The organism is Geodermatophilus sp. SYSU D00700, assembly GCF_054050255.1.
The window spans coordinates 12,845-31,044 of sequence record NZ_JBJGZA010000016.1 but is presented as its reverse complement, the minus strand read 5'-3'; the positions used below and the strand labels follow the sequence as shown (position 1 = coordinate 31,044).

The following is an 18,200-nucleotide window of genomic DNA, read 5'->3' as shown; positions in this document are numbered from 1 at the left end:
GCAGTCCTCCGGCTCGAGGAGCACACCATGGCCCTGTCGCTGCACCGCCACCGGACGGCCGGCCGCTCGCCGGCCCCTCCCCGTCGGCAGCCCGATGCCCCGCCCGCGGCGGAGCGCAACCGCGTCTACACCGTGCAGCGCATCGGCGCGTTCGTCGTCGCCGGGGTGATCGCGGTCTTCGGCGTGCTCGGGTTCGCCAACGGGCTGGCCTACTTCTCCACCGACGGCGAGCGCGTCCTCGGCCTGTCGTCGAACGGCCTGCTGTCGACCATCTCGATCGTGACGGCGGTCGTGCTGGTCTTCTCCGCGCTGCGCAGCCCGCGCACCGCCTCGACGGTCATGATCGTCATCGGCGTGCTGTTCCTCGTGTCGGCGCTGGCCAACCTGGCCGTGCTCAACACCGACCTCAACATCCTCGCGTTCGGCATCAGCAACGTGGTCTTCTCCGTCGTCGCCGGCCTGGTGCTGCTGGTGCTCGGCGCCTACGGCCGGGTGAGCGGCAACCTGCCGCCCGACAGCCCCTACGCGCGGGAGCGCGGCGATGAGGTGCCCCCGGTCCCGGCCGACGAGTACCCGTCGACGCCGGCCGAGTTCGCCGCCGAGCGGGCCATGCGCGAGGCCGAGATCGCCGTCGTCCAGCACATCGCCTCCTTCGACCAGCGCCGCCGCGTCGCCGCCATGGCGCAGGTGACCACCCGCAAGGAGCGCCGCGAGGTCTGGATGTCGTTCGACCGCGCCCGCCGGGACGCCTGACGCCGGGTGGTCGTGGCGCCCGCGTCGTACCGTCGCGGGCGCCATGACCACTGCCCGAACCCGCGCCGACGCCTGCCCGGGTGCGCTGCAGACGCACGCCGCCGCCGACGGCGAGCTGGCCCGCGTGCGGGTGCCGGGCGGGCTGCTGAGCGCCGCCCAGCTGCGGACGCTCGCCGCCGCGGCGCGCGACCTCGGCGACGGCGGCCTGGAGATGACCAGCCGCGGCAACCTGCAGCTGCGCGGGCTCGCGTCCGGAGCCACTCGCGAGCTCGGCGACCGGCTGGCCGCGGCCGGCCTGCTGCCCAGCGAGACCCACGAGCGGGTGCGCAACGTGCTGGCCAGCACCCTCACCGGCCGCGCCGGGGGGCTGCTCGACGCCCGCCCGTGGGTCGCCGCGCTGGACGCCGGCCTGTGCGCCGACCCGGCGCTGGCCGGGCTGCCGGGCCGCTACCTGGCCACCCTCGACGACGGCCGCGGCGACGTGAGCGGGCTCGGCGGCGACGCCGGCCTGCTCGCCCTCCCCGGCGGCGACGTGGCACTGCTGCTCGCCGGGGCCGACAGCGGGCTGCGCGCCACACCGGACGTCGCCGTGGACCTGCTGCTCGCCGCCACGCGCGCCCTCCTCGCCGAGCGCGACGCCCAAGGCGGCACCGCGTGGCGGCTGGCCGAGCTCGACGACGGCCCGGCGCGGGTGCGGGCGCGCCTCCCCGGCTCCCCGGTGTCGCCGGTCCCCGTCCCGGCCGCGCCGCCGGTGGGACCAGTGGGCGCCGAGACGCAGGCGGACGGGCGGACGGCGCTCGTCGGCGTCGTCCCGCTGGGCCGGCTCTCCGCGGGTCAGGCCGACCTGCTGGCCTCGCTCACCGCGGAGGTCCAGCTGACGCCGTGGCGCAGCGTCGTCGTGCCCGACCTGCCCGAGGACCGCGTCGACGACGCCGCCGTCGACCTGCACCGGACCGGCGTCGTCTTCGACGCCGAGAACCCGTGGACGCGGGTGACCGCCTGCGCCGGCCGGCCCGGGTGCGCGCGGTCGCTGGCCGACGTCCGCGCCGACGCCGCGGCGGCCGTCGTGTCCGGCACGGTGCCCGAGAGGGTGCGCGTGCACTGGGCGGGGTGCGGACGCCGGTGCGGCCGGCCGCGCGGGGACGTGCTGGACGTCGTCGCGACGCCGGCGGGCTACGAGGTCTCCTCCGGGTCGGGGTAGCGGGCGCCGGCGGGGACCTCCGTGCCCTCCTCGAGCCGCGCCCGCAGGCCGACGAGGGTGATGTCCCCGTCGCCGCCCACCGTGCAGCCGCGGCCGACGTCGACGGCGTCGTCGACCACCGAGCGCGTCACCGTGGCACCCGAGCGCACCCGCACGCCGGGCAGCAGCACCGAGTCGACGACGGTGGCGCCGGGCTCCACCACCACCCCGGGCGAGAGCACCGAGCCGCGCACGTCGCCCGAGACGCGGGTGCCGCCGGAGAGCAGGCTGTTCTCGATCCGGCCGTCGTCGAGGACCCGGGCGGCGCTGCGCCGGCCGCCGCGGGTGTGGATCGGCCAGTCCGGGGCGTCGAGGTCGATCGGCGGCTCCTCCGACAGGAACTCCTGGTGCGCCTCCCAGTAGGACTCCACCGTGCCGACGTCGCGCCAGTACCCCTTGAGCGGGTGGGCCCGCGCGAGGCCGTCGCGCGTCTGCGCCGGCAGCAGGTGGGAGCCGAGGTCCTCCAGCCCCTCCTCGCCCACCTCGGAGCGCAGCTGCTCGAGCCGGTCGAGCGTCGGCTCCGGGTCGAAGACGAAGACCTCGTTGGTGGCGGTGGTCGTGGCCGGCTCGTCGGGCTTGTAGGCGTAGCCGGTCACCCGGTCGCCGTCGACCTCGACGATCCCGTAGCGGGCGGCGTCGTCGGCGTCGACCTCGGTGGTCACCATGGTCACCTCCGCGCCCGACTGCAGGTGCGCGTCGGCCACCTCCCGGTAGTCGAGCTCGTAGACGGCGTCGGCACTGACCACGACCAGCGCGTCGGCGCCGAACCCGCGGATGAGCTCGGCCTGGCGCCACAGCGAGTTGGCGGTGCCGGTGTTCCACCCGCCCCGCTCGGTCCCCTGGAACGGCGGCAGGGTCATCAGCCCGCCGTGCGTGCGGTCGAGGTCCCACGGCCGGCCGTTGGCCAGGTGGTCGGCGAGCGAGGTCGGGTGCTGCTGGATCGACACCCACACGTCGGCGACGTGCGAGTGCTGGCAGTTGCTCAGTGGGAAGTCGATGAGCCGGTAGACGCCCGCGAACGGGACGGCCGGCTTGGCCCGGTGCTGGGTGAGCAGCTGCAGGCGGCCACCGGCACCGCCGGCCAGGACGAGGACGAGCAGACGGGGAAGGGCCATGCCCCCGGCTACCCGCCTGCGCCCGCGGCTACCCGGCGGGCGCGGCTACCCGGCGGGCACGGCTACCCGGCGGGCGCGCCCGGCGACCGGCCGGCGAGGTCCTCGGCGAGCTCGTCCAGCGCGCGCTCCACGCGCCGCGCCAGACCGGGCCGGGCGGGGCCGGTCAGCCAGGCGCGGTAGGCGGTCCGGAACGCGGCCGCGCCGGCCCCAGCGAGGGCCCGGGCCCGCCCCAGGGGCAGATCCCGGGCGGCCAGCACGTCGGCCAGCGCCTCGATCCAGCGCGCCTGCTTGGCCAGGTCGCGGCCGACCAGGGCCGGGTCGCTGGCGACCACCTCCGCGCGCCGCCGCTGGGCCTCCCGCCCGTCGTGCAGCCGGTCGGCCAGCGAGCCGAGGGCGGCGCGCACGACGGCGACCGGCGCGGCGTCGTCCGGGAGCGACCGCACTCCCTGCAGCAGCGCCCCGAGCAGGGCGTCGTCCTCGGCGAAGAGCACCTCCTCCTTGTCCCGGAAGTGCCGGAAGAACGTGCGCTGCGTGACCCCGGCTGCGGCCGCGATCTGCTCGGTGGTGGTCGAGCCGTAGCCCTGGGCGGCGAACAGCCCGACGGCGGCCTCCTGCAACCGCCCGCGGGTGCCCTCCTGCCAGCGCGCCACGCGACGACCGTAGCCGGGGGCACTTGCGTCAGTCACTGACATCACCCACGATGGTGAGCATGACAGTTCCTGACATCACCGACTGCATCGTCGTCACCGGACCGACCCGCGGCCTGGGTCGCGCGCTGGTCCCCGCGCTCGCGGCCGCCCGACCCTCCGCCGCCCTCGTGCTCGTGGGGCGTCCCGGCGCCGCCCTCGAGGCGGCGGCGGAGGACGCGGCCCGCTCCGGCGCCCGCGTGGTGACCGTCCCCTGCGACCTCGCCTCCCTGGACCAGGTGCGGGCCGCCGCGACGACCGTCCGCGACACCGTCGCCGCCGGCGACCTGCCCCCGGTGACGGCCCTGGTGTCCAACGCCGGCGTCCAGACGGCCGACCGCCGGCAGGTCACCGCCGACGGCCACGAGCTCACCTTCGGCGTCAACGTGCTCGCGCCGCACGTGCTGGTGGAGTCGCTGCGGCCGGCGATGGCCGACGGAGCGCACGTCGTCCTGCTGGGCAGCGGAACCCACCACGGCGACCGCTCGATGGGCCTGGTCGACCCGCCGCGGTGGGAGCACCCGCGCGACCTGGCCCGCCCGGACGGCCCCGACGGCGATCCCAGGGCCGGGTCGCGCGCGTATGCGACCAGCAAACTGGCGGTCGTGTACCAGGCGCACGAGTGGGACCGCCGCCACGGCGGGGCCGCCCCGGCGCTGCGGGTCAACGTCTACGACCCGGGCCTGATGCCGGGCACCGGGCTGGCCCGGCGGCGCACCGCGCTGGAGCGGTGGGCCTGGTCCTGGCTGCTCCCGGTGCTGCGGGTGCTGCCGGGGGTGACCACCCCCCGGCGCTCGGCCCGGGCCCTCGCCGACCTGGTCCTGGGCCGCACGCACGCCGGCCTGCGCGGGGGGTACGTGGAGATCGGCGCGGTGACCCGGCCGTCGGCCGCGTCGTTCGACCCGCGGCGGGAGCGCGAGCTGTGGGAGGTCTGCACCGAGCTGACCGGCGTGCCGGCGGTGGCCGCGCCGGCCTGAGGAGCGCGGCCGGCCTCCGGCGTCCCGGCACGCGGGCGGGGACGACGCCGCGGCGGGCCGTAGCCTCGCGGGCGATGTACGAGTACGAGAAGGACGGCGCCGAGATCTACCGGCAGTCGTTCGCGACGATCCGGGCCGAGGCCGACCTCACCGGCCTGCCCGACGACGTCGCCCGCGCCGTCGTGCGGATGATCCACGCCTGCGGCCAGGTCGACCTGGTGGCCGACGTCGCCTACAGCCCCGACGTCGTCCGGCGTGCCCGCGAGGCGCTCGACGCCGGCGCGCCCGTGCTCTGCGACGCCCGGATGGTCGCCTCCGGCATCACCCGGCGGCGGCTGCCCAAGGACAACGACGTCGTCTGCACCCTCGACGACCCGCAGGTGCCGGCGCTGGCCGCAGACCTCCGCACCACCCGCACCGCCGCCGCGCTGGAGCTGTGGGGCGAGCGCCTCGACGGCGCCGTCGTCGCGATCGGCAACGCCCCCACCGCGCTGTTCCACCTGCTCGAGATGGTCGCCGCCGGCGCCCCGCGCCCGGCCGCCGTGCTCGGCATCCCGGTCGGCTTCATCGGCGCGGCCGAGTCGAAGGAGGCGCTGGCCGCCTCGGACCTGGAGTTCCTCGTCGTCCGCGGCCGCCGCGGCGGCAGCGCGATCACCGCCGCGGCCGTGAACGCGATCGCGAGCGACGTGGAATGACCGGCCGCCTCTACGGCGTCGGGCTGGGTCCCGGCGACCCCGAGCTGGTCACCGTCAAGGCCGCCCGGCTGATCGCCGCCGCCGACGTCGTCGCCTTCCACGCCGCGCGGCACGGCCGTTCGGTCGCCCGCGCGCTGGCCGCCCCGTACCTGCGGGAGGGGCAGGTCGAGGAGCTGCTGGTCTACCCGGTCACCACCGAGGGCACCGACCACCCCGGCGGCTATCAGGGCGCCATCGACGAGTTCTACGAGGCCGCCGCCGGCCGGCTGGCCGCCCACCTCGACGCCGGCCGCGACGTCGTCGTGCTCGCCGAGGGCGACCCGTTCTTCTACGGGTCCTACATGCACATGCACAAGCGGCTCGCGCACCGGTACCCGACCGAGGTGGTGCCCGGCGTGACCAGCGTCAGCGGCGCCGCCGCGGTGGTCGGCCGGCCGCTGGTGGAGCGGGACGAGGTGCTCACCGTGCTGCCCGGCACGCTGCCCGCCGACGAGCTCGCCGAGTGGCTGGCCACCACCGACTCCGCGGTCGTGATGAAGCTCGGCCGCACGTTCCCGCAGGTGCGGGAGGCGTTCGAGGCCGCCGGCGTGCTCGACCGCGCGCTCTACGTCGAGCGGGCCACCACCGACCGGCAGCGCACGCTGCCCCTCGCCGGCGTCGACCCGGCGACGGTGCCCTACTTCTCCCTCGCGCTGCTGCCCAGCCCCCTCACCGCGGCCTCCTCCGCGCCGCCCGACGCCCAGGACGCCGGACCGCGGGCCGGTGAGGTGGTCGTCGTCGGCCTCGGCCCCGGCGCGCGCGGCTGGACGACGCCCGAGGCCGCCGACGCGGTGGCGTCCGCCGACGACCTGGTCGGCTACGGGCCCTACCTCGACCGCGTGCCGGCCAACCCGCGGCAGACCCGGCACCCCAGCGACAACCGGGTGGAGGCCGAACGGGCCGCGCACGCCCTGGAGCTGGCCCGGTCGGGACGGCGGGTCGCGGTGGTCTCCAGCGGCGACCCGGGCGTGTTCGCCATGGCCGCCGCGGTGCTCGAGGTGGCCGCCCGTCCCGAGCACGCCGGCGTCCGCGTCCGGGTGCTGCCCGGCCTGACCGCCGCGCAGGCCGTGGCCTCCCGTGTCGGCGCCCCGCTGGGCCACGACTTCGCCGTCATCAGCCTCTCCGACGTGCTCAAGCCGCTCGACGTGGTGCTCGACCGGCTGCGCGCGGCCGCGGCCGCCGACCTGGTCCTCGCGCTCTACAACCCGCGCTCGCGGGCGCGGCCGCACCAGCTCGGCGAGGCGCTGACCGCGCTGCTGGAGGTGCGCAAGCCGGAGACGGTGGTCGTCGTCGGCCGCGACGTCGGCGGGCCGGGGGAGGAGGTCCGGGTGACGACGCTCGGCGAGCTCGACCCGGAGACCGTCGACATGCGCTGCCTGGTGCTCGTCGGCTCCTCGCAGACCCGGGTGACGCCGTCGGGGCAGGTCTACACACCGCGCCGCTACCCCTCCTGACGCCGACACGCCGTTGCGGGGAACAACCAGCTCGCGGTCCCGCTTGTCCCCCGGCGTGCCCCGCCTCTCCCGCCCCGCCGCGTTCTGGTCGGTGGCCGGACTGCTCGTGCTGGTGCTGGCCGCCTCCGGGGTCCCGACGCCGCTGTACCGCGTCTACCAGGAGCAGTTCGGCTTCGGCGCCGGGGTCCTGACCCTGGTCTTCGGCATCTACGCCTTCGCGCTGCTGGCCGCGCTGCTGGTGGTCGGGAGCCTGTCCGACCACGTCGGGCGGCGACCGGTGCTCGCCGGCGGGCTGCTGCTGCAGGCGGTGGCCATGGCCGTCTTCCTCGCCGCCGACGGCGTGGGCTGGCTGCTGGCCGCGCGGGTGCTGCAGGGGCTGTCCACCGGCGCGCTGACCGGGTCGCTCGGCGCCACCCTGCTCGACCTGCAGCGCCCCGGCCGGCGGCCGATCGGCGCGCTGCTCAACAGCGTCTCCCCCGGCCTGGGCCTGTCCCTCGGCGCCGTCGGCGCGGGTCTGGCGATCGAGTCCGTCGCCAGCCCGACGCCGTGGGTGTTCGGCGTGCTCACCGTCGTCTTCGTGCTCGGCGCCGCGCTGGTCCTGGTGCTGCCGGAGTCCTCACCGCGGCTGCCCGGAGCGCTGGCCTCGCTGCGCCCGAGGGTCGAGGTGCCCCGGCCGCAGCGCCGGGCGTTCGCCGTCGCCGTCCCCGCCCTGGTGGCGCTGTGGGCGATGGGCGGGCTGGTGCTCTCCCTCGGCCCGTCGCTGGTCGCCGGCGTCTTCGGCGTCGCCGACCACGTCGTCGGCAGCCTGCTCATCCTCTGCATGCAGGGCGCCGGTGTCGTCGGCAGCCTGCTCGCCCGCGACCTGCCGCCGCGCCGGTCGATGGGCGGCGGCTGCCTGGTGTTCGCCGTCGCGGTCGGTGTCCTGCTGGTCTCGCTGGTCACCGGCTCGCTGTGGCTGTTCCTCCTGTCGGCCGCGGTGTCCGGCGTGGGCTTCGGCGCGGCGTTCCTCGGCGCGGTGGCCCTGGTGACCGCCGGCGTCGAGCCCGGCCACCGCGCGGGGCTGCTGTCGAGCGTCTTCGTCGTCGGCTACCTGGCCTTCAGCATCCCGGCCATCGTCGCGGGCGTCGCCGCGGGCGCCGTGGGGCTGCGACCGGTCGCCGAGGTCTACGGCGGCGTCGTCGTCCTGCTGGCGGTGGGGGCGGCGGCCGGCCTGCGGCTGTCGGACCGCCGGAACGCCGCTCCGGACCGCGTCGAGGAGCCGGCCGAGCCGCTGGCGGCCTGACCCGCTCCGCGACCGCCGCCCACGAGGCGGACCGGCGCCCGGGCCGGCGGACGACCCAGTCCCCCTCCGCGGGCAGCCACCGGCCATACGTTGACGGCCATGACCAGCGACGTGTCCGGCCCGGTCGTCGAGGACCCGCCCGGCGCGCGCCGGTTGTCCGTGGCCGGGTGGATCGCGCTGGTGGTCGTCTACCTGGTCGTCCTCCAGGGTCTGGCGGTGCTGCTGACCCGAGGCACCGACGCCGGCTATGCCTCCCCGACGACTCCGGACGAGGTGTGGCGCAGCATCACCGTCCCGGTCGGCGTCTCGCTGGCGTTCGTCCTCGCCGCCGTGGCCCTCCTGCGGTGGTGGCGGCCCGTGCTGGTGGACGCCCGGCCGGTGCAGCGCTGGGTGGTCGTCGTCCCGGTCCTCATGGGGGCCGGCACCGTCGCGGCGGTCAACTACGGCGGCCTGGCCGACCGCGGGCTCGGCTTCACCCTCCTGCTGCTGCTCAGCTGCCTGCTCGTCGGGTCCGCCGAGGAGGGCATGTTCCGCGGCCTGGGCGTCACGGTGTTCCGCACCAACGGGTTCAGCGAGGGCCGGGTCGCACTGTGGTCCACCCTGGTCTTCGGCCTGGCCCATGCGACCAACCTGGTCAGCGAGGGGGTGGGGGCCTTCGTCCAGGTGTTCGTCACCGCGGTCGCCGGCTACTTCTTCTACCTGGTCCGCAGGCGCGCGGGCGGGTTGCTCGCACCGGCTCTGCTCCACGGGCTGTGGGACTTCGCCCTGGTCTCCAGCGCGGTCGTCCCCGGCCGCACCCATGCCGGGTTCCTCGTCGCGGTGCTGGTGATGGTCGTCCTCGGCGTCCTCCTGTGGGTGCGCCGGCACCGCATCGAGCCGGCCCCCACGGGTTGAGGTGCCCCGCGGCCGGTCCAGGACACCGGACCCCCCGGTCCGCCGGCCACGCGAGGTCCCGAGGCCCGTCTGCAGGTAGAAGCACGTCCCGGCGGGTACGGACTCCCAGCGTGACCGACGACCCGTCCCGCGAGGACCGTGAGCGGCTGCGCCAGCAGCTCGCCGCCTCCCGGGAGGACCGCCTCGCCGACGTCCGCCTCTGGCTGCTGAGGAGGATCGAGGACCTGAACCCGAACTGATCCCGGCCGCCGCCGGGTGGCTCAGACGAGCGGCCGCTCGAAGGTGACCAGGACGCCCTCCACACCGCCGGGCCCGATGCGGCCCTTCACCTCGACGGACGTGATCGCCCGGAGCTGCCAGCCCTCGCGGGCGTACGAGTTCAGGACCTTCTCGAGCTTGCCGCCGGACATCTTGCCGCCGATCATGCCCTCGCGGATCTCCTCGACCTTGTACTCGTAGCGCGCGACCATCGACCGCTCCCCTCGCCGGTGCCGAGAGGCCAGCCTGTCCGGTCCGGCACCCGGTGTCCACGCCCGCCGGTGCCGCGCGTCAGGAGCGCGCGCGACCCACCGCGGCGCAGTAGCGGTCGTGCTCGGCGCGCACTTCCGCCACCGGGGCCAGCACCTCCTCCTCGGCCACCTCGGCCACCCGTGCGGTCAACCGGCGCCGAGCCGTCCGCGCCCGGCGCCGGGCCCCCGCGGCCACCAGCGGCCGGCACACCAGGGCCAGCAGCAACCCGGCGAGCAGCCCGAGGACCAGCAGCACCGTGGGCAGCGGGATCCCCTGCACCCGGGGCAGCGGCACGACGTCGTCGAGCTGCAGCAGCCCCAGTCCGACCAGGCAGATCAGCCACAGCGCCCCGGCCAGCGCCACCAGCGCGAGCAGCCACTGCAGCCCGCCGACCGCGCGCTGCCACAGCGGCGTGCGGTCCGGGCCCAGGTCGGTGCCGGCGACGGCGCGGTCGAGCCGGTCGGGCAGCCGCTCGGCGGTGTCCTCGGTGGTGCGGCGCAGCTCGTCGCGCCAGGCCGGCGGCAGCCCGCGGCCGGCGTCGTCGCGGGCCCGGCGCAGCGCGGCGTCCATGCCGGCCCGCTGCACCGACCCGGCCTGCGGCAGCGAGGTGCGCGACCGCTCGTCGCCCAGGTTGAGCCGGGCCAGCGGGTCGGCGCGCAGCTTGCGCGTCCACCGCAGCAGCGGCCAGCCGGTGTGCGCGGTGCCGTTGCGGCGGGCCGAGCGCTCGACCGCGCCGACGACGGCGGGCACCCCGGCGGCGTCGGCCAGCGCGGCGGTGAGCTCCTCGCGGGCGGCGCGACCGGGTCCGCGGTCGCGGCCGAGGTCGGGCGCGCAGTGCTCGGCCAGCGCGCCGGCCGCGGCGCGGGCGTCGGCGGTGAGCCGGTCGGTCGCCGCCTTCCGCGCACCGACCCGGCGGGCCAGCTCGGCGCGCAGCTCCGGCAGGCCCAGGCCGGTGCGGGCCGCGGTGGGCAGCACCGGCGTCCCGGTCAGCCCCTCCTCGTCGAGCAGCCGGCGCAGGTCGGTCAGGCACGCGACGGCCGCGGCCTCGTCGAGCCGGTCGACCTGGTTGAGCACCACCAGCAGCACGCCCGCGTGCCCGGCCAGCGGCGCGAGGTAGCGGGTGTGCACCGCGTCGTCGGCGTACTTCTGCGGGTCGAGCACCCACACCAGGACGTCGACCAGCTGCACCAGCCGGTCGACCTCCAGCCGGTTCTCCAGCCGCACGCTGTCGTGGTCGGGCAGGTCCAGCAGCACCAGCCCGTCGAGGGCGGGGTCGGGGTCGGCCACCCGGTGCCGGCGGGGCACCTCCAGCCAGTCGAGCAGCCGGTCCGCGCCCTGCTCGCCCCAGACGCTCGCGTGCGCGACGCCGGTGGTGGGCCGCCGCACCCCCGGCGTGCTCACCTCCGCCCCGGACAGGGCGTTGAACAGCGTGGACTTGCCGCTGCCGGTGGCCCCGGCCAGCGCGACGACGGTGGCGTCGCCCAGCGCCTCGCGGGCGCCGGCCTTGGCCAGCAGCTGCCGCGCGGCGCCGATCTCGGGGACCTCCAGCCGCCCCTCGGCCACCCCCACCGCCTCGCGCAGCGCGGCCAGCCGGTCGGCCAGCGGCGTCTCCCGAGCCCTCACGCGGCCACGCCCCGGGCCGCGGCCAGCGCGGCGACGGCGGCCCGCAGCCGCCCGGCCGCGTCGGGGGCGTCGGCGACGACGTCCAGCAGCTCGTCGAAGCGCTCCTGCTCGACGCGCAGCAGCCGGTCGGCGCGGGCGTCCAGGTCGGCGCGGGCCCGGGCCGCCAGCTCGCGCACCGCGGCGTCGCCGAACACCGCCTCGAGCACCCGCTGCCCCACGGCGGTGGTGCCGCCGGCGACCGCGAGCTCCGCGCCGGTCAGCCCCGCCGTCGAGGCGAACACGGCGACCATCACCACCGCCCCGGCGCCGTTGACCCCCCAGGACAGCAGCCGCGCCCGCGAGCGCCGGCTCGCCCCCTCCTCGCGGACCAGGTCGAGCACGAAGCCCTGCCAGTCGCGCACCTCGTCGGCGGCGGCCGGCGCGAACTCCGGCGAGGCGGCGCCCAGCGCCTCCTCGCGCCCGGCCACCAGCGGCCCGCCGCCGGGCAGCGACCGCCACGCGGTCACCGTGCGGTCGGCGGCGCGGTCGGCCTCGGACCGCATCAGCGTCTCGACGCCGGACTCCAGCGCCCCCGACAGCGAGTCGGCCGTCGTCGGCCGGCCGCTCAGCGCGGCCCCGAGGCGGTCGCGCAGCCGGCCCACCTGGTTCTGCAGCGAGCGCATCCACTCGCCGGTGCCGACGAAGTCCTGCCAGCGGGCGAGCACCTCGCCGCGCAGCAGGCTGCCGTTGCCCACGCCCTCGGCGACGGCGTCGCGCGCGCCGTCGTAGGCGGCCTCGGCGGCGTCGGCCAGGGCGGTGGCCGCCGCGGCCTGCTCGTCGACCCCCGCGGCCACCGCGGCGACCCGCCCGTCGAGGCTCTCCAGCGCACCGGCCAGCGTCTGCCGGACCACGGCGGCCCGCTGCTCCTGGTCGGCGGCCAGGCCGCGCAGCCAGTCGCGCAGCGGGGCGACCTGGTCCTCGGGCAGGAACCCGTCGGCCAGCGGCCGCTCCTCGACGACGAACAGCCGCGCGCCGCCCAGCCCGCCGCGCTGCAGCATCCCGGCCAGGTCGTCGGCGACCTCGGTCACCGCCTCGGGCGGCGTCCGGTCGAGGACGACGGCCAGCGCGGTGCCCCGCTCCTGCGCCGTCCGCAGCAGGTCCCACGGGACCGCGTCGGCGTAGCGCGCCGCCGTCGTCACGAAGACCCACAGGTCGGCGGCCGACAGCAGCTGCCCGGCGAGGTCGCGGTTGGCCTCCACCACGGAGTCGACGTCGGGGGCGTCGATCAGCGCCAGCCCCGGCGGGAGCGCGTCGCTGGGCACCAGCCGCAGCCCGCCGGCGACGTCGCGGACGCTGTCGCCCGCGCCGGTGGTGCGCGGCAGGTGCGGGAGCACCCGGTCGCCGGAGAACGCGGCGAGGTCGGCCGGCGAGCACACCAGCACCGGTGCCCGGGTGGTGGGGCGCAGCACGCCGGGCGTGGTGACCCGCGCCCCGAGCACGCTGTTGACCAGCGTGGACTTGCCCGCGCCGGTGGAACCGCCGACCACCGCCAGCAGCGGGGCGTCGAGGTCGCGCAGCCGGGGCAGCAGGTAGTCGTCGACCTGGTCGACGACGGCCCGCGCGGTGCGGACGGTGGCCTCGCGGCCGGGCGTGGCCAGGCCGAGCGGGGCATGCGCCACGGCGTCGCGGAGCTCCTGCAGCGCGTCGGTCAGCGGAACGGGTCCGGTCACCCCCGGTAGGTAGCCCGCGGAGCCCTCCGCTACCCGTTGCCGCCGGTGGACGGCCCGTCCGGGTGAGCGGGGGCCCGGACCCGGGCGGGCCGGCGGCTCACCCCAGGACGGCGTCGACGAACTCCGCCACCCGTCCGCGCAGCTCCGCGACCCGCTCCTCGCCCACGAGGAGCGGGTCGCGGTCACGCAGCCACGGCGGGATCTCGCTGCGGGCGCGGACGGCGCAGCCGAGGTCGGCGCAGACGTAGGTGCCCACCGTGTTGCCGTTGCGCCCGGCCTCACCGGCGCGCCGGGCGGTGAACAGCGAGACCGCGTCGCCGGCGTGCGTCGACCGGCAGAGCAGGCACATCACGCTGCGGCGGACCGACATCCGGGTGTCGGCGGCCCGCAGCGCCACGCCCACCGGCCGGCCCTCCCGCTGGACGACGAGGTAGCCGCGCAGCGGCGCCTTCGCGTCCCGCCAGCCGAGCACCTCGAGCTCGTCCCACGGCAGGTCGGCGAGGTCGCGCGGCAGGGTCGCCGAGTTCGCCTCGCCCTTCGAGCAGTTCACGAAGGAGCGGCGCACCTGGGCCTCGGTCATCGGTTCCACGAGGAGCCATCCTCCGATCCGGAACCGGCCGGTCTCAAGCGGTTTCCCGCACCCAGCGCAGCGCCTCCTCCACCGTGCCGACCACGGTCACCCCGGCGGGCAGCGGTGGCCGGCGCACCAGCACGACGGGCAGCCCGAGCTGCCGGGCGGCCACCAGCTTGGCCTCGGTAAGGTGCCCGCCGGAGTCCTTGGCGACGACGACGTCCACGCCGTGGTCGCGCATCAGCGCCACCTCCTCCTCCACCGTGAACGGGCCGCGGGCGAGCAGCAGCACCGCCCCCGCCGGCAGCGGCTCGTCGGGCGGGTCCACCGCCCGCACCAGCACCCGGCCCGGCAGCGCGGCGAAGGCGCCCACCCCCTGCCGGCCGGTGGTGAGGAAGACCGTGCCGCGGCCGCGCACCGCCTCGGCCGCCGCGGCCAGCGAGTCCACGTAGCGCCAGTCGTCGCCCGGGCCCGGCGCCCACCCGGGGCGCTGGAGCCGCAGCAGCGGGGTGCGGTGCCGGGCCGCGGCCGCGGCCGCGTTGGCGGTGATCCGCGCAGCGAAGGGGTGGGTGGCGTCCACGACGGCGGCCGGCCGGTGCGTGGCCAGCCAGTCGGCCAGCCCGTCGGCACCGCCGAACCCGCCGACCCGCACCCGGCCCTCGGGCAGCAGCGGGTCGGCCACCCGCCCGGCGAGGCTGGAGAGGACGTCGACCCCGCCGGCCACCAGCTCGGTGGCCAGCCGCCGCGCCTCGGCGGTGCCGCCGAGCACCAGGACCTGCCCGCTCACCGCGCCTCCCCCTCGCTCCCGCGGGGCGCTCCGCTCCTCGCTCGTCCCTCGCTGCGATGCACCCGCCCCTGTCCGCTCAGGACCCGGCCGCCGGGGATCATGGGCCCGTGAGCAGGGACGGCGCCTCCGGGCTGCGGCACGGCTGGACCACCGGCGCGTGCGCGACGGCGGCCACCACCGCGGCCTACACCGCGCTGCTCACCGGCGAGTTCCCCGACCCGGTGACCATCGACCTGCCGAACGACCGGCACCCGTCCTTCGCGCTGGCCCGGGAGTCGCTGGAGCCCGGCGCGGCCCGCGCGGCGGTGGTCAAGGACGCCGGCGACGACCCCGACGTCACCCACGGTGCGCTGGTGGGCGTGCGGGTGACCCACGGCGAGCCCGGCAGCGGCGTCGTCTTCCGGGCCGGCGAGGGCGTGGGCACGGTGACCAAGCCCGGCCTCCCGCTGGCGGTGGGCGAGCCGGCGATCAACCCGATGCCACGGCGGTTCATCGCTGCGCACGTGGCCATGGTGGCGCACCGGCACGGCGGCAGCGGCGACGTCGTCGTCGAGGTGTCCATCGAGCACGGGGAGGAACTGGCGCGGCGGACGTGGAACCCGCGGCTGGGCATCGTCGGCGGGCTCTCGGTGCTGGGGACCACCGGCGTGGTCGTGCCGTACTCGTGCTCGTCGTGGATCGACTCGATCCGCCGCGGCATCGACGTCGCCCGCGCCGCCGGGCATCGGCACGTGGCCGGGTGCACCGGATCCACCAGCGAGCGGACGGTGCAGCAGCTCCACGGCCTGCCCGAGGACGCGCTGCTGGACATGGGCGACTTCGCCGGCGCCGTGCTCAAGTACCTGCGCCGCCACCCGGTGCCGCGGCTGACCGTGGCCGGCGGCATCGGCAAGCTGGCCAAGCTCGCCGACGGCCACCTCGACCTGCACTCGGGCCGCTCCCAGGTGTCCTTCGCGTCGCTGGCCGACCGGGTGGCCGGCGCCGGCGGCGACCCGGCGCTGGTCGAGGGCGTGCGCGGCGCGAACACCGCGCTCGACGCGCTGCGGCAGTGCCAGGCCGCCGGGCTGCCGCTGGGCGACCTGGTCGCCGCCGCTGCCCGCGAGACGGCGCTGGGGGTGCTGCGCGGCGCCCCGGTGGCGGTCGACGTCGTGGTGGTCGACCGCGCCGGGGCGATCGTGGGTCAGGCCTGACGGCACCGCGCCGTCGAGTACAGGTGGCTGTCGGGGAACTGCTCCGCGGTGAGCACCGGGCCCACGACGACGACCGCCGTCCGTCTCACCCCGGCGGCCTCGACCTGCGCGGCGATGTCGGCGAGCGTGCCGCGCAGCACCAGCTCGTCGTCGCGGCTGGCCCGGGCCACGACGGCGACCGGGCCGTCGTCGCCGTAGTGCTCGGCGAGCTGCGGCGCGAGCTGGGCGATGCGCTGCACGGCCAGGTGCAGCACCAGCGTCGCGCCGGTGGCGGCGTACGCGGCCAGCTGCTCCCCCGGCGGCATCGGTGTCGACCGCGCCGACGTGCGGGTGAGCACGACGGTCTGCCCGACGCCGGGCACGGTCAGCTCCCGCTTGAGCGACGCGGCGGCCGCGGCGAACGCGGGCACCCCCGGGACGACGTCGTAGGGGACGCCGGCGGCGTCGAGCCGGCGCATCTGCTCGGCCATCGCGCTGTAGACGCTGGGGTCCCCCGAGTGCAGCCGGGCGACGTCGAGACCGGCCTCGTGCGCGGCGACCAGCTCGGCGGTGATCGCGTCGAGGTCGAGGTCGGCGGTGTCGACCAGGCGGGCGCCGGGCGGGGCGGTGTCGAGCAGCTCGCGGGGCACCAGCGCGCCGGCGTAGAGGCACACCGGGGCGGACGCGATGATCCGCGCCGCCCGCAGCGTGACGAGGTCGGCGGCCCCGGGCCCGGCCCCGATGAAGTGCACCGTCACGATGACACCGTCGTCCTACCGGACGACACCGCGACCAGGTGCCGTCCCCTGCCACGAGGAGCCCACCCGGCCGCTCCTCGCGGAGGCCTCCGGCCCCCACTCGTCGCGCCCATCACCACCGGGTCACCGACCAGATCGTCACGGGCATCGCCGGCTTCCAGCCGGTGAACGACCCCACCGGCTCGGCCCGCGACACCTCCACCCGCACCAGGTCACCGCCCACCTCGGCGTGCCACTGGGCGAGCACGGCCTCGCTCTCCACCGTCACCGCGTTGGCCACCATCCGCCCGCCCGGCGGCAGGGCGTCCCAGCACGTCTCGACCAGCAGCGGCGTGGTCAGCCCGCCGCCGATGAACACCGCGTCGGGGGCGCCCAGCCGGGACAGCACCTCGGGCGCGTGCCCGTGCACCACCCGCAGGTAGGGCACGCCGAGCCGGGTGGCGTTGCGGGCGATCCGCTCGGCGCGCTCCGCGGAGGCCTCGACGGCGACGGCGCGGCAGGTGCGGTGGGCCCGCATCCACTCGATGCCGATCGACCCCGCGCCGGCGCCGACGTCCCACAGCAGCTGTCCCGGCACCGCCGCCAGCCGGGCCAGCGTGACCGCGCGGACCTCGGAGCGGGTGAGCTGCCCGTCGGACTCGTAGGCACCGTCGGGCAGTCCGGGCGTGGTGGGCAGCGGCATCGTGCCCCGGTCGGCACGGCACTCGACGGCGGTGACCACCAGCGCCGGCGCCGGCTGCGACCAGGTGGCCGCGGTGCCGGTGCGCACCTCCTCGTCGGGGCCGCCCAGGCCGCCGAGCACGGTGAGCAGGCTCTGCCCGTACCCCCGGCCGGCCAGCAGCGCGGCCACCTGGGCCGGGGTCTCGCCGTCGGACCCGAGCACCAGCAGCCGCCGGCCGGGCTGCACGTGCGGGTGCAGCAGCTCGATCGGCCGGCCGACCAGGGTGACCACCTCGGTGTCCTCCACCGCCCAGCCCAGCCGGGCGCAGGCCAGCGACACCGACGACGGCGCCGGCAGCACCCGCACCCGGCCGGCGCCGAGCAGCCGGGTGAGCGTGGTGCCGATCCCCGACAGCATCGGGTCGCCGCTGGCCAGCACCACGACCGCGCGGCCGGCGTGCTGCTCGACCAGCCCGGGCAGGGCCTCGGTGAGCGGCGAGGGCCACGGGACCCGCTCGGCACCCACCTCCCCGGGCACCAGGTCCAGCTGCCGGGCGCTGCCGAGGAGCACGTCGGCGCGCTCGACCTCGGCGCGGGAGGTGGGCGCCAGCCCGTCCCACCCGTCCGCGCCGATCCCCACGACGACGACCGGCGCGGGCGGCGCCGGCTCGGCGGCCTCCGCCGTCCCGCTCACGCCGGCAGCTCCCCCTCCGGCCCGGCGGCCTCGGCCAGCAGCCGCTCGCGCAGCTCCGCGGGCAGCCGGTCGACGTAGACGACGCCGTCGAGGTGGTCGACCTCGTGCTGCAGGCACCGGGCGGCCATGCCGGTCGCCTCGATGGAGACCGGACGGCCCGTCACGTCCACGCCCTCGACCCGGGCGCGGAAGGCCCGGGGGAGCTCGGCGTAGGGCCCGGGCACCGAGAGGCAGCCCTCCTCGGTGACCTCCTCCGCCGGCTCGCCGTCGGCCGGCTGCACCGGCGTCAGCGACGGGTTGACGACGTAGCCGACGACGTCCTCGCCGTCGGCGTCGGGGCAGTCGATGACGAACACCCGTGCGTCGACGCCGATCTGGTTCGCGGCCAGCCCCACGCCGTCGGCCTCGCGCATGCTGGCGAACATGTCGAGCACCAGCCGGCGCAGCCGCTCGTCGAACTCGGTGACGGGGGCGGTCGGGCGGTGCAGCACCTCGTTGCTGCCGTAGGTGACGATCGGCCGGGCGACGCCGTCGTAACGGCCGGGCAGGCGCATGGCCGCGATCCTAGGAAGCGCCCTGGGCAG

At 77.4% G+C, this 18,200-nt stretch carries 19 protein-coding genes; 9 read left to right on the top strand and 10 right to left on the bottom strand.

The genetic code is table 11. From position 1 onward, the window contains the following. The first annotated feature begins 27 nt into the window (after positions 1 to 27). On the top strand, positions 28 to 753 hold the full coding sequence (locus ACI79V_RS13465) for a DUF4383 domain-containing protein (protein ID WP_456890017.1): 726 nt from the start codon (positions 28 to 30) through the stop codon (positions 751 to 753). Between the two features lie 43 nt (positions 754 to 796). Continuing rightward, positions 797 to 1,954 (top strand): precorrin-3B synthase, encoded by a 1,158-nt coding sequence (gene cobG / locus ACI79V_RS13460; RefSeq protein ID WP_456890016.1) that lies wholly within the window; start codon positions 797 to 799, stop codon positions 1,952 to 1,954. On the opposite strand, the gene ACI79V_RS13455 is transcribed toward cobG, so the two are convergent. Together ACI79V_RS13455 and ACI79V_RS13450 are read right to left on the bottom strand one after the other, a co-directional pair. Next, positions 1,927 to 3,108, bottom strand: coding sequence for a glucose-1-phosphate adenylyltransferase family protein (locus tag ACI79V_RS13455; protein WP_456890014.1), 1,182 nt, complete (start codon positions 3,106 to 3,108; stop codon positions 1,927 to 1,929). The two genes, cobG and ACI79V_RS13455, sit on opposite strands and share 28 nt — an antisense overlap. A gap of 62 nt (positions 3,109 to 3,170) precedes the next feature. Further along, a complete protein-coding gene (locus ACI79V_RS13450) occupies positions 3,171 to 3,758 on the bottom strand; it encodes a TetR/AcrR family transcriptional regulator (protein ID WP_456890011.1) in 588 nt (195 codons plus the stop codon). Positions 3,759 to 3,817: 59 nt separating this feature from the next. Here ACI79V_RS13450 and ACI79V_RS13445 point away from each other — a divergent pair, with 59 nt between their 5' ends. The 6 genes from ACI79V_RS13445 to ACI79V_RS13420 all read left to right on the top strand — a co-directional run bounded on the left by ACI79V_RS13445 (position 3,818) and on the right by ACI79V_RS13420 (position 9,374). Next, positions 3,818 to 4,771, top strand: a complete 954-nt coding sequence (locus tag ACI79V_RS13445) for an SDR family NAD(P)-dependent oxidoreductase (protein ID WP_456890007.1) — start codon at positions 3,818 to 3,820, stop codon at positions 4,769 to 4,771. 74 nt (positions 4,772 to 4,845) lie between these two features. Further along, a complete protein-coding gene (locus tag ACI79V_RS13440) occupies positions 4,846 to 5,466 on the top strand; it encodes a precorrin-8X methylmutase (RefSeq protein WP_456890004.1) in 621 nt (206 codons plus the stop codon). Next, positions 5,463 to 6,959 carry a precorrin-2 C(20)-methyltransferase gene (locus ACI79V_RS13435; protein WP_456890002.1) on the top strand — a complete coding sequence of 499 codons (1,497 nt, stop codon included), beginning with the start codon at positions 5,463 to 5,465 and terminating at the stop codon, positions 6,957 to 6,959. The genes ACI79V_RS13440 and ACI79V_RS13435 overlap by 4 nt, the downstream gene beginning before the upstream one ends. Before the next feature lie 55 nt (positions 6,960 to 7,014). Continuing rightward, the gene (locus ACI79V_RS13430) at positions 7,015 to 8,241 is read left to right on the top strand and encodes an MFS transporter (RefSeq protein WP_456890000.1); all 1,227 of its coding nucleotides are present in this window, start codon (positions 7,015 to 7,017) and stop codon (positions 8,239 to 8,241) included. 99 nt (positions 8,242 to 8,340) lie between these two features. Then, positions 8,341 to 9,135 (top strand): CPBP family intramembrane glutamic endopeptidase, encoded by a 795-nt coding sequence (locus ACI79V_RS13425; protein WP_456889998.1) that lies wholly within the window; start codon positions 8,341 to 8,343, stop codon positions 9,133 to 9,135. 110 nt (positions 9,136 to 9,245) lie between these two features. Further along, the gene (locus tag ACI79V_RS13420) at positions 9,246 to 9,374 is read left to right on the top strand and encodes a hypothetical protein (RefSeq protein ID WP_456875190.1); all 129 of its coding nucleotides are present in this window, start codon (positions 9,246 to 9,248) and stop codon (positions 9,372 to 9,374) included. 21 nt (positions 9,375 to 9,395) lie between these two features. On the opposite strand, the gene ACI79V_RS13415 is transcribed toward ACI79V_RS13420, so the two are convergent. The 5 genes from ACI79V_RS13415 to ACI79V_RS13395 form a co-directional block, all read right to left on the bottom strand. Further along, positions 9,396 to 9,605: a DUF4177 domain-containing protein gene (locus ACI79V_RS13415; protein ID WP_456875191.1), complete on the bottom strand. Its 210-nt coding sequence runs from the start codon at positions 9,603 to 9,605 to the stop codon at positions 9,396 to 9,398. A 79-nt stretch (positions 9,606 to 9,684) separates the two neighbouring features. Further along, on the bottom strand, positions 9,685 to 11,268 hold the full coding sequence (locus ACI79V_RS13410; protein ID WP_456889996.1) for a GTPase: 1,584 nt from the start codon (positions 11,266 to 11,268) through the stop codon (positions 9,685 to 9,687). Further along, positions 11,265 to 12,977: an ABC transporter gene (locus ACI79V_RS13405; RefSeq protein WP_456875193.1), complete on the bottom strand. Its 1,713-nt coding sequence runs from the start codon at positions 12,975 to 12,977 to the stop codon at positions 11,265 to 11,267. Before ACI79V_RS13405 ends, ACI79V_RS13410 begins: the two co-directional genes overlap by 4 nt. Positions 12,978 to 13,074: 97 nt before the next feature. Then, complete coding sequence (locus ACI79V_RS13400; RefSeq protein ID WP_456890140.1) at positions 13,075 to 13,557, bottom strand: FBP domain-containing protein; 483 nt, start codon at positions 13,555 to 13,557, stop codon at positions 13,075 to 13,077. 43 nt (positions 13,558 to 13,600) lie between these two features. Next, positions 13,601 to 14,335, bottom strand: coding sequence for a cobalt-precorrin-6A reductase (locus ACI79V_RS13395; protein WP_456889994.1), 735 nt, complete (start codon positions 14,333 to 14,335; stop codon positions 13,601 to 13,603). A 107-nt stretch (positions 14,336 to 14,442) separates the two neighbouring features. On the opposite strand from ACI79V_RS13395, the gene ACI79V_RS13390 reads away from it, so the two are divergent. Beyond that, the gene (locus ACI79V_RS13390) at positions 14,443 to 15,525 is read left to right on the top strand and encodes a cobalt-precorrin-5B (C(1))-methyltransferase (RefSeq protein WP_456889992.1); all 1,083 of its coding nucleotides are present in this window, start codon (positions 14,443 to 14,445) and stop codon (positions 15,523 to 15,525) included. Here the strand turns inward: ACI79V_RS13390 and cobM are convergent. The 3 genes from cobM to def all read right to left on the bottom strand — a co-directional run bounded on the left by cobM (position 15,516) and on the right by def (position 18,170). Further along, positions 15,516 to 16,262: a precorrin-4 C(11)-methyltransferase gene (cobM, locus tag ACI79V_RS13385; protein WP_456889990.1), complete on the bottom strand. Its 747-nt coding sequence runs from the start codon at positions 16,260 to 16,262 to the stop codon at positions 15,516 to 15,518. The genes ACI79V_RS13390 and cobM overlap by 10 nt on opposite strands. Before the next feature lie 112 nt (positions 16,263 to 16,374). Further along, positions 16,375 to 17,616 carry a precorrin-6y C5,15-methyltransferase (decarboxylating) subunit CbiE gene (cbiE, locus tag ACI79V_RS13380; RefSeq protein ID WP_456889988.1) on the bottom strand — a complete coding sequence of 414 codons (1,242 nt, stop codon included), beginning with the start codon at positions 17,614 to 17,616 and terminating at the stop codon, positions 16,375 to 16,377. Continuing rightward, a complete protein-coding gene (gene def / locus ACI79V_RS13375; RefSeq protein WP_456889984.1) occupies positions 17,613 to 18,170 on the bottom strand; it encodes a peptide deformylase in 558 nt (185 codons plus the stop codon). Before def ends, cbiE begins: the two co-directional genes overlap by 4 nt. Between the last annotated feature and the right edge of the window lie 30 nt (positions 18,171 to 18,200).